We start from the raw sequence: 8,969 nt of genomic DNA, 5'->3' as shown, positions 1-8,969 counted from the left end.
GGGGATTGACCGGGAGTGCCATGCGGGGGCTGTTACTGCGCGCATCCGTCCGCTGCAACCCGAGAGCGTGCCCCATGCCCGAGTCCCTGCCCCCACGCCCTGATCATGCCCGCATTGCCGACCGGCTGCCGCGGCTGTTGCGCCGCAACCTCGTGCTGCGCGGGGTGCGGGCTTTTTTTGATGCGCGAGGCTATACGGAAGTCGAGACCCCCTACGCCGTGCCGACTCCGGGCGAGGAAGTGCACCTCAAGGTCTTTGCCACCGAGCGCGCGGGGGCCGATGGCAGCCGTGAGCGGCTGTGGCTGCACACCAGCCCGGAATTTGCCATGAAGCGCATCGTCGCCGCCACCGGCCTGCCCGTGTACCAACTGGCGCGGGTGTGGCGCAATGCCGAGGGCAGCAGGCTGCACGCCCATGAGTTCACCATGCTGGAATGGTATCGCCCCGGCGCCACGCTGGGCAGCCTGATGGATGAAACCGAAGCCCTGCTGCGCGCGGTCGTGCCGCCGGTGGTGCGGGTGGAGGGCGATGAGATCAGCATTGCCGCCCCCTTCGAGCGGCTGAGCGTGGCCGAAGCCTTTGCCCGCCATGCCGGCGTGGACATTCTGGCCCATGAGGGCGACGCCCCGGCGCTGGCCGAGGCGGCAGGGTGCGACCTGCGTCGCGGCGAGACGTGGGAGGACCTGTTCTTCCGCCTGATGATGGCGCGCGTCGAGCCCCGTATCGGCCGCACGCGCCCCACCTTCCTGACGCACTGGCCCGCAAGCCAGGCGGCGCTGGCCCGGCGCGACCCCACTGATCCGCGCGTGGCGCTGCGTTTCGAGCTTTATGCAGGCGGGATTGAACTGGCCAATGCGTTTGAGGAACTGACCGACCCCGCCGAGCAGCGCGCCCGCTTTGAGGCCGACCGGGCGCGGCGGCTGGCGCTTTACCCCGGCGAATCCGGGCTGGACTGGCCGATGGATGAAGCCTTCCTGTCCGCCCTTGGCAACCTGCCGCCGTGTGCGGGCATTGCGCTGGGCTTTGACCGGCTGGTGATGCTGGCGGCGGGCACCAACCGCATTGCGGATGTGCAGTGGCTGGGAGCCGGATCGTAAAATACTGGAAAGTAATAAAAGTTTTTGGGTGCCGCCTTTTTTCAAAAGGCGGCGTCTTTTCAAAGCTTTTTGAAAAAAGCTTCACCAAAAACTTTTATCCTTTTTAGTCTGTCAGGATTTGCAATCCGCGGCCTCGCTGGTAAAAAGATCACCGGCCTCCTGTCGGCAGGTATTGATCCCGTTTTGGGTGCCTGAACCCGGTCATGGAGCTTTTCTTGCCATGTTGACGGATTACGACCTGCCCCCTGCGCTCGAGGCGGACCTCGTTGCGCTTGGCCAATGCCTGCTGGCAGGGACCGCGCCGCCCACCGCCCTTGTCGCGGCGTGTGTTGCAAGGCTTGATGGCCTGCCGGCGGCGCAGGTTGTTACGGCCAGCGTGCGGATCAGAAACGCGTTGTGCTGTTTTTATTACCCCAGGAACCCCGAACAGGACCGCCGCCGCATATGCGGCGTGCTGGCCACCATGCCCATGCTGGCGCAGGTGCTCATATTGCACCGTGATGGCCATGTGCGCGAGGCTGCCCTCAACGCGCTGGTCACCGTGCCGCGTTCGCCTTTCATGCTGGCGGCCCTTGCCATGCGCCTCAATGACTGGGCTGGCCCCGTGCGCACGGCCGCCGCATGGTGCGCAGGCAGGCTGTTCGCGCAGGTTGCGCCCGATGTCGCGGTCGCCATGGGCCTGGCCCTGCGGGCAGGATGGCAGGACTGGATGCGCTGGGCACCCGCGCAGGCGGCCTGCATGGACCAACTTTTCGCCCGCCCCGCCGTGCGGGTGCAACTCGTCGCGCGGTTTGCCACGGCATGCGATGGCGCGCTGGCCGTGACCCTGCGTTCCTTCCTGCGCACGCCGCTGCTTGATGCCGCCCTGCCCATGCTGGCGGCCATGGCGCGGCAGGCAGGCGTGCGGGCCACCGCGCTACAGGTGCTGCTATGGGGGCAGGCGCGATGGAAAACGGGCACCCGGCGGGAATGGGTGAACAAATCGCTGGGCCTCGACCGGCCCGTGCCGGAACTGGCGCGGCGTGATGTCAGGCAACCCGTTGACCGCAATGCCCTGATCGCCATGGCCCTGCAGGACCGCTCGGCCCTGGTCAGGCGCACGGCGCTGCGGGCACTGGCGCAGTGCTGGCGGGATTTTCCCGGTCTGGCGACGATCCTGCCCGCGCTTGAGGCGGACCCCAGCCCGACTGTGCAGAGGTGGGCGGGGTATCTGCGCCCGGAGCGGGAATCCGGCCTGTGAAGCTTCTTGAAAAGAGCTTTACCTGAAACGTTTATGCTTCTGCGGCTGCAATCGCCGCGTTCATAGCCTTGACACCCGCGCCCGCTCCATCAGGGTGCGACCATACCGCGCTGATGACCGACAGGAAATCCGCCCCCGCGCGCACCAGCGTGCCGCAGTTATCGGGCGTGATGCCGCCAATGGCCACCACCGGCAGTTCGATCATGCTGCTCCACCATGTGAGCAGCGCCGGGTCGGCCCGCACCTCGGTTTCCTTCGATGGCGAGGGGAAGAACGCGCCAAACGCCACGTAGTCCGCCCCGGCCTCACCCGCGCGCAGGGCCATGTCGCGGCTGTCATAGCACGATACGCCAAGTTGCAGGTCGTCGCCCAGAATGCGCCGGGCGGTGGCCACGTCGGTATCGTCCATGCCCACATGCGCCCCGTCGCAGCCGCAGCTTGCGGCAAGGTCGGGGCGGTCATTCAGAATGAAGGCCACGTTCCGCGCATGGGTTACGGGCTGGAGCACGTCCACCGCGCGGCGGATCGTGTCGTCATCGACGTTTTTAAGGCGCAGTTGCACCGCAGCCACCGGGCCTGCGTCGAGCGCCTCGGCAAGGCGGGGGGCGAAGGTGGCCGGATCAAGCGATTCGGGCGTGATGAGGTAAAGCTGGCAATCGGTCATGTCGGGCTGATCCTAGGCCACCGGGGCGGCTGCGAACAGCCCCCGCATGGCCTGCTTTACCATGCGGGGCACCGGCGGCGGGATCAGGCTTTCTGCGCGAAGATGTCGGTAATCTCGCCAAGCAGCTTCAGGGCTTCGGCACGGGGGCGCTGGAAGGTGTTGCGCCCGATGATCGAGCCGAACCCGCCGCCCTGGTGGATGCCGCGGATGGTCTCGAGCAGGTGGGCGGTGGTGGTGTGTTCGCCACCCGAGAAGATCACGATGCGGCGCCCCGCAAAGGCCGACTGCACCACATGGCGGATTCGCGCGGGCAGGGTGGTGATATCCACCTTCTCGTCGATATAGACCTTCTTGGCCGCGGGCAGGCACAAATCCTCGGTCGGGGGCTTGACCTTGATGATGTGGGCGCCGAGTTCGGCGGCGATGTGGGCGGCATAGGCGCAGATGTCGATGGCCGTCTCGCCCGCCTTGTCCAGCATCGGGCCGCGCGGGTAGCTCCACACCACCACGGCAAGCCCTGCGTTCTTGGCCTCGCGCGCCATCTCGCGCAACTGCTCCATCTGGTGGAACTGGTAGTCGCTGGCGGGGTAGATGGTGAACCCGATGGCCGAGCAGCCCAGCCGCAGCGCATCGGCCACCGTGCCGGTCACGGCCTGGTTCTTCTGCGTGGTCAGGCTGTCGGAGCTGTTGCATTTGAGGATGGTGGGGATCTGGCCCGCAAACGTGCTGGCCCCGGCCTCGAGCATGCCCAGCGGGGCTGCGAATGCGTTCAGCCCGGCCTCGATGGCGAGCGAGTAATGGTAATGCGGGTCATAGGCGGGCGGGTTGGGGGCGAATGAACGGCCCGGCCCATGCTCGAAACCCTGATCGACCGGCAGGATTACCAGCTTGCCGGTGCCCGCGAGCCTGCCGGTGTTCATCAGCCGGTAGAGGTTGGCCCTGGTGCCCGGCGTGTCACTTTCGTAGTGGTCAAGGATCGCCTTGACCTGCGGTGTCAGTGTCATTTCTCGTTCCCCTTGCAAATGGGCATGCGTGCATCCTGCGCTGGCCCGGACGGGTCTGTCAGGGCATGCGGGGATTACGCAGGTATCTTTCCAGCGCATCCCTCGCACCCCGTGCGGGCAGTTCCAGCGCGTGCGGGCGCGCGCGCAGCACGTGGCCACCCGTCAGGCTGGCCAGTGATGCAAGGGCATGGTGCTGCGGGGCCGTGGCGCTGACAATGACACCGCTCAATCCTGCGCGCAGGGCGGCTGCGGCATGGCCCGCCGCCTGCCCGCAGTCCAGCCAGGCGGGCAGCGGGCAGCCCGCCACCAGCGCCGTCCACCACGGCACGCCCATGAAACACCCTGCCCCGGGGGGGGAAACCACGGCGCAGTCCATGCGTAACGATGCCGCAGTCGTGGTGACCAGCGCCAGATCCTGCGTGCCCGAAACCATGATAAGCGGCATATAATGGTCATGTTTGTTGATCATGCTTGACGTTGAAACCGCACCGCGCGATCAGTTCAAGGGGAGGAACGAGGGAAAGGATGAACGTGTCTGATATTATCATGCCACCGGAACAGGACGCCACGCGCTCCCCCTCGGAGGCTGGAGAGAATCCGGCTGACCGCCTTGAACTCGCCCTCAACCGCATCGCCTTCGCTCTGGACCGCCGCACGGCCCAGGCCGCCATCCAGCCGCCACCCGCGCCTGATGTCGACCTGCAGGCGCTTGCCGCCAATATCGACGTGCTCATTGCCCGTGTGCGCGACGTGCTTGATGAAGGTGGGGAAACCACCAGCGGGGAGGAATAGGCCATGAGCCAGGTTACCGTGCGCATCAACGGTTTTTCCTATGCCGTGGGATGCAAGGAAGGGCAGGAAAAGCACCTTCAGGCCATGGCGCAGGAAGTCGAGCGCCGGATCGAGCGCATCCGCGAACTCGGCGGCCATAGCGGCGAGGGGCGGCTGCTTGCGTTGGCCGCCCTGCTCATGGCCGACGAGATCCATGACCTGACGGCGGAAAAGATGTCATCGGACACCGCCCACCAGCTTGCGCAGGGTCGGCAGGCGCGCATCGAGAACGAACGCCGCAGGGAGCAGCTTGCGCATCTTGTTGAACGTGCGGAAAACATTGCGGACGCACTGGAAGAAGACTAGATAGAAAGGGCGGGGCTGCCGGGTGCGTCAGGCATGATTCAACCCCTGGGCCGATAAGCACTTCCTAGGGAGCTGGCACTGTCGTGATCGTGGTCACGTTATCTGGCGCCCACCTGCGTCAGCAGGTCCGGGAGGGCTGATCCGACCAACGGCCATGGCGGCTCCGTATCATTTTCCATGACTTCCATCGCAAACGAATCATGGTCCACCGCGCATGCCAAGCAGGCCCTGCGTGGCGTCATGACCAGCAGGCGGGCCGATTTTGCCGCTGCCCCCGGGCGTGAAATGGCCGAGAAAGCCCTCCAGCACCGCATGGTCCGCGCCCTGCGCGCCATGGCCACGGCAGGCGATGCCATTGCCCTTGTCTGGCCCCTGCCCGGCGAGAGTGAACTCCAGCCCGTCATGCATGCGCTCCACGCCGATGGCCTGTGCATTGCCCTGCCTGAAACCACGCCCAGGGGCCACAGGCTGGCCTTCCGCCTGTGGCAGCCGGGTTGCACCATGCGGGCGGGCCGCTATGGCACCGCCCACCCTGATGGCCCCATCGTGCAGCCTGATGTGGTGTGCGTGCCGCTGCTGGCATTTGACAGGCGGGGCATGCGGCTGGGATATGGCGGGGGCTATTATGATCGCACGCTGGCCAGCCTGCCCGCGGCGCGGGCGGTGGGGTTTGGCTTTTCCTTTCAGGAAGTGGCGTGCATCCCGACCGGCCGGTATGACGTGGCGCTGCCCGCGATCGTGACCGAGCGTGAATGGATCCGGTGTCGTGGTGACGGGCGGACGCGGTAGATAAAGGCTGTTTTCTTGAGAATACTGTTTCTGGGCGATATTGTCGGGCGCGTGGGGCGCGAGGCCGTCATTTCCCGGCTGCCCGGCCTGCGGCGCGACCTGGCCCTCGACCTCGTGGTGGTCAATGGCGAGAACGCCAGCCACGGCTTTGGCCTGTCGCCCGCCATCGGCCGCGACCTGCTTGAGGCGGGGGCCGATGTCATCACGCTGGGCAACCATAGCTGGGACCGGCGCGACCTGATCGGCCATATCGGCAGCGAACCGCGCATCATCCGCCCCGCCAACTACCCGCCCGGCACGCCGGGGCAGGGCAGCGTGGTGGTGGAACTCGTCGATGGCCGCAAGGCGCTGGTGGTCAGCATCATGGGCCGGCAGTTCATGGATGCGATGGATGATCCCTTCCGCAGCGTGACCGATATCCTCTCGCGCCACCGGCTGGGTGTGACCATGCATGCCGCCGTGGTGGACGTGCATGCCGAGGCCACGAGCGAGAAATGGGCCATGGGCCATTTCCTTGATGGCCGCGTGTCGCTGGTCATCGGCACGCACACGCACACGCCCACGGCGGATCACCGCATCTTCCCCCACGGCACGGCCTTCCAGACCGATGCGGGCATGTGTGGCGACTATGACAGCGTGATCGGCATGGGCAAGGAGGCGGCGATTGCCCGATTCGTGCGCAAGATGCCCGGCGAGCGCCTGCAACCCGCCGAGGGCGAGGCCAGCATCGCGGGCATGATGGTGGAAACCGATGACGCCACCGGCCTTGCCCGTCGCATGGCGCCGGTGCGCCAGGGCGGGCACCTGGCCCCCACGCTGCCGGATTTCTGATCAACAGATCAAAGTTTTTGGTGAAGCTTTTTTCAAAAAGCTTCAAAAGAATGTCGCCTTTTTGAAAAAAGGCGGTACCCAAAAACTTTTATGATCTTAATGATTTAGCGGAAAGCAGGCTCGTCAAACCCGCGCAGCTTGCGCGAATGCAGCCGGTCCACGCCCTGCGCGCGCAACTGCTGCATGGTTTCGATTCCCACCACCAGATGCTGGCGCACGCGCTCGCGGTAGAAGGCATTGGCCATGCCGCGCAGCTTGAGTTCGCCATGCAGCGGCTTGTCCGAAACACACAGCAGCGTGCCGTAGGGCACCCGGAAACGGAAGCCGTTGGCCGCGATCGTGGCCGATTCCATGTCCACCGCAATGGCACGGGAGGTGTTGATGCGCGTGAACAGCGCGCCCAGCCGCAACTCCCAGTTGCGGTTGTCGGTGGTCATGACCGTGCCGGTGCGCAGGCGGGTCTTGACCTCGGCATCATGCAGGCCGGTCACGCGGGCGGTCACGTCCTGCAGCGCCATCTGCACCTCGGCAATGGGGGGCACGGGCACCCAGGGCGGCAGGTCGTCATCAAGCACATGGTCATCGCGCAGGTAGCCATGCGCCAGCACGTAGTCGCCCAGCTTCTGGCTGCGCCGCAGCCCCGCGCAGTGGCCCACCATCAGCCAGCAATGCGGGCGCAGCACGGCCAGGTGGTCTGTAATGGTCTTGGCATTGGCGGGGCCTACGCCAATGTTGATGAGCGTGATGCCATCGCCATCGGGGCGGCACAGGTGGTAGGCGGGCATCTGTGGCAGGTTCTGGCCCGCATGGGTGGCGGCGTGGGGCGCGGCGCGGGTGTGGATGATCTCGCCCGGCTCGACAAAGGCGGTGTATTCCGACCCCGCATCCACCTGCGCATGCCCGTATTCACGAAACGCATCGACATAGCGCTGGTAGTTGGTCAGCAGGATGAAACGCTGGAAATGCCGTGGCGCCGTGCCGGTGTAGTGGTGCAGCCGCGCCAGGGAGTAGTCGGTGCGCTGGGCGGTGAACAGCGCGAGCGGGCGCGGCACGTCGGGGCGGGGGATGTACTCGCAGTTGGCGATCGAATCATCGGTCACATGCAGGTCGGGCAGCGCGAAATGGGTCTGGATCCATGCAAGGTCCGATTCGGTCAGCGAGGTGACCGCCTCCTCCATCACGTAGGAGAGCGGGATGGGCTGGCGCGACAGCCCCACCATGACCGGCGTGCGGTAATGGCGCAGCAGGCTTTCGATCTGTTCGCGCCAGTAGGCTGCGAACAGGGCGGGGCGGGTGAGCGTGGTGCCGTAGAAGCCGGGCTCGAGCACCACGTCAAAGGGCGGGCGCGGCCCATCGGGCGGCAAGGGGCTTGCGGGCATGAAGGCAAGGTAGGGATAGACCGCATCTGCCAGCCCCGATGTATCGCGCGTGGCGAAGGCGTGGCGGATCAGCGCGGCTGCGTGGTCATAGAGTTCGGTAATGCGGGCCACGGCGGCATCGGCCGTGTCGAAGGCGTGGAAGTCATGCCCGGCCTGCTGCAGGAGGTGTGCTGTGTCCATGGCGATGAGGTCTCCCGGCTGCCCGCGCGTTATCGGCGGATCAGGATGTAGTTGATGGTCAGGTCGATGGGGAAGGTATCGCCCTGCATGTCCGGCGGCACGGGGGGAAGCTGGGCGTTGCGGAACATGCCCACCGTTGCCGCATCAAGATAGTAGGAGCCGGATTGCCCGGTCAGGCGCACCTTGGTCACGTGGCCGTCGCGGTCGAGTTCCACATGCACGGAGGAGGGGCCTTCCTCGCCTGCCTGCGCGGCTTCCTGCGGGTAGTACATGTGGCTGCGGATCCAGCGGTCGAGTTCCGCGCCATAATCCTCGCTCACGCCCCTGATCTGGGTATTGCTGGAATAGGGGGCGTTGACCTTGCCATTCTGCACCACCGGGCCGAGCGAGAGGTCGATCGGGCCGCCCGTGCCGCCCGCGCGCCCGCGCTGGGTGCGCCGCGGCAGGGGGGAGGCGGAGAGCGACCAGTTCATCGGGTGCTGCAACGCCGCATAGGCATTGGGCGAGGACTGGCTGTGCGACTGCTGGGCCGGGCGGCTGCCATGGCCGGAGTTCTGCATGGCGGGGTTGAACTGGTCGTGCTGTTCCGCCTGCGGCACCGACAGGTCGGAGGGCGCATCGCTCATGGGCGGGGCGGAGGGGGTCTGC

12 protein-coding genes and 1 other RNA gene are annotated in these 8,969 nt (G+C 66.2%); 8 read left to right on the top strand and 5 right to left on the bottom strand.

Annotated elements, in window-relative coordinates:
- Window positions 1–74 precede the first annotated feature (74 nt).
- Genes epmA through HNW77_RS16480 form a run of 3 tightly spaced genes read left to right on the top strand, consistent with a single transcriptional unit; the run spans window position 75 to window position 2,337 of the window.
- On the top strand, window positions 75–1,097 hold the full coding sequence (gene epmA, locus HNW77_RS16490) for an EF-P lysine aminoacylase EpmA (RefSeq protein ID WP_172159132.1): 1,023 nt from the start codon (window positions 75–77) through the stop codon (window positions 1,095–1,097).
- Window positions 1,098–1,121: 24 nt separating this feature from the next.
- Window positions 1,122–1,292 (top strand): hypothetical protein, encoded by a 171-nt coding sequence (locus tag HNW77_RS16485; protein WP_172159131.1) that lies wholly within the window; start codon window positions 1,122–1,124, stop codon window positions 1,290–1,292.
- A 25-nt stretch (window positions 1,293–1,317) separates the two neighbouring features.
- Complete coding sequence (locus tag HNW77_RS16480; protein ID WP_172159129.1) at window positions 1,318–2,337, top strand: hypothetical protein; 1,020 nt, start codon at window positions 1,318–1,320, stop codon at window positions 2,335–2,337.
- Between the two features lie 31 nt (window positions 2,338–2,368).
- On the opposite strand, the gene thiE is transcribed toward HNW77_RS16480, so the two are convergent.
- The 3 genes from thiE to HNW77_RS16465 form a co-directional block, all read right to left on the bottom strand.
- Window positions 2,369–3,001, bottom strand: coding sequence for a thiamine phosphate synthase (gene thiE / locus HNW77_RS16475; protein ID WP_172159127.1), 633 nt, complete (start codon window positions 2,999–3,001; stop codon window positions 2,369–2,371).
- An 83-nt stretch (window positions 3,002–3,084) separates the two neighbouring features.
- Window positions 3,085–4,005: a class I fructose-bisphosphate aldolase gene (locus tag HNW77_RS16470; RefSeq protein ID WP_172159125.1), complete on the bottom strand. Its 921-nt coding sequence runs from the start codon at window positions 4,003–4,005 to the stop codon at window positions 3,085–3,087.
- A gap of 58 nt (window positions 4,006–4,063) precedes the next feature.
- Window positions 4,064–4,450, bottom strand: a complete 387-nt coding sequence (locus tag HNW77_RS16465) for a hypothetical protein (protein ID WP_241694531.1) — start codon at window positions 4,448–4,450, stop codon at window positions 4,064–4,066.
- An 80-nt stretch (window positions 4,451–4,530) separates the two neighbouring features.
- Between HNW77_RS16465 and HNW77_RS16460 the strand changes: the two genes are divergently transcribed.
- The 5 genes from HNW77_RS16460 (at window position 4,531) to HNW77_RS16440 (ending at window position 6,762) form a co-directional block, all read left to right on the top strand.
- Window positions 4,531–4,797, top strand: a complete 267-nt coding sequence (locus tag HNW77_RS16460) for a hypothetical protein (RefSeq protein ID WP_172159122.1) — start codon at window positions 4,531–4,533, stop codon at window positions 4,795–4,797.
- 3 nt (window positions 4,798–4,800) lie between these two features.
- Window positions 4,801–5,142: a cell division protein ZapA gene (locus HNW77_RS16455; protein ID WP_172159120.1), complete on the top strand. Its 342-nt coding sequence runs from the start codon at window positions 4,801–4,803 to the stop codon at window positions 5,140–5,142.
- A gap of 9 nt (window positions 5,143–5,151) precedes the next feature.
- A non-coding RNA gene (gene ssrS, locus HNW77_RS16450) (6S RNA) lies at window positions 5,152–5,310 on the top strand.
- A 9-nt stretch (window positions 5,311–5,319) separates the two neighbouring features.
- The gene (locus HNW77_RS16445) at window positions 5,320–5,931 is read left to right on the top strand and encodes a 5-formyltetrahydrofolate cyclo-ligase (RefSeq protein ID WP_172159119.1); all 612 of its coding nucleotides are present in this window, start codon (window positions 5,320–5,322) and stop codon (window positions 5,929–5,931) included.
- A 15-nt stretch (window positions 5,932–5,946) separates the two neighbouring features.
- Complete coding sequence (locus HNW77_RS16440; protein ID WP_130732436.1) at window positions 5,947–6,762, top strand: TIGR00282 family metallophosphoesterase; 816 nt, start codon at window positions 5,947–5,949, stop codon at window positions 6,760–6,762.
- Between the two features lie 104 nt (window positions 6,763–6,866).
- On the opposite strand, the gene HNW77_RS16435 is transcribed toward HNW77_RS16440, so the two are convergent.
- Together HNW77_RS16435 and HNW77_RS16430 are read right to left on the bottom strand one after the other, a co-directional pair.
- On the bottom strand, window positions 6,867–8,321 hold the full coding sequence (locus HNW77_RS16435; protein ID WP_172159117.1) for an AMP nucleosidase: 1,455 nt from the start codon (window positions 8,319–8,321) through the stop codon (window positions 6,867–6,869).
- A gap of 29 nt (window positions 8,322–8,350) precedes the next feature.
- On the bottom strand, window positions 8,351–8,969 hold a 619-nt coding region (locus tag HNW77_RS16430), incomplete at its 5' end, for an energy transducer TonB (protein WP_172159115.1).

The organism is Komagataeibacter melomenusus, from assembly GCF_013155395.1.
Taxonomy (GTDB): domain Bacteria; phylum Pseudomonadota; class Alphaproteobacteria; order Acetobacterales; family Acetobacteraceae; genus Komagataeibacter; species Komagataeibacter melomenusus.
This window is presented reverse-complemented; position numbering and strand designations above follow the sequence as displayed.

What these genes read in the sequence shown, in the direction of transcription:
- epmA (WP_172159132.1), top strand. Translation starts at nt 75, where the DNA reads ATGCCCGAGTCCCTGCCCCCACGCCCTGATCATGCCCGCATTGCCGAC.
- HNW77_RS16480 (WP_172159129.1), top strand. Translation starts at nt 1,318, where the DNA reads ATGTTGACGGATTACGACCTGCCCCCTGCGCTCGAGGCGGACCTCGTT.
- thiE (WP_172159127.1), bottom strand. Translation starts at nt 3,001, where the DNA reads ATGACCGATTGCCAGCTTTACCTCATCACGCCCGAATCGCTTGATCCG.
- HNW77_RS16470 (WP_172159125.1), bottom strand. Translation starts at nt 4,005, where the DNA reads ATGACACTGACACCGCAGGTCAAGGCGATCCTTGACCACTACGAAAGT.
- HNW77_RS16465 (WP_241694531.1), bottom strand. Translation starts at nt 4,450, where the DNA reads ATGCCGCTTATCATGGTTTCGGGCACGCAGGATCTGGCGCTGGTCACC.
- HNW77_RS16460 (WP_172159122.1), top strand. Translation starts at nt 4,531, where the DNA reads ATGAACGTGTCTGATATTATCATGCCACCGGAACAGGACGCCACGCGC.
- HNW77_RS16455 (WP_172159120.1), top strand. Translation starts at nt 4,801, where the DNA reads ATGAGCCAGGTTACCGTGCGCATCAACGGTTTTTCCTATGCCGTGGGA.
- HNW77_RS16445 (WP_172159119.1), top strand. Translation starts at nt 5,320, where the DNA reads ATGACTTCCATCGCAAACGAATCATGGTCCACCGCGCATGCCAAGCAG.
- HNW77_RS16435 (WP_172159117.1), bottom strand. Translation starts at nt 8,321, where the DNA reads ATGGACACAGCACACCTCCTGCAGCAGGCCGGGCATGACTTCCACGCC.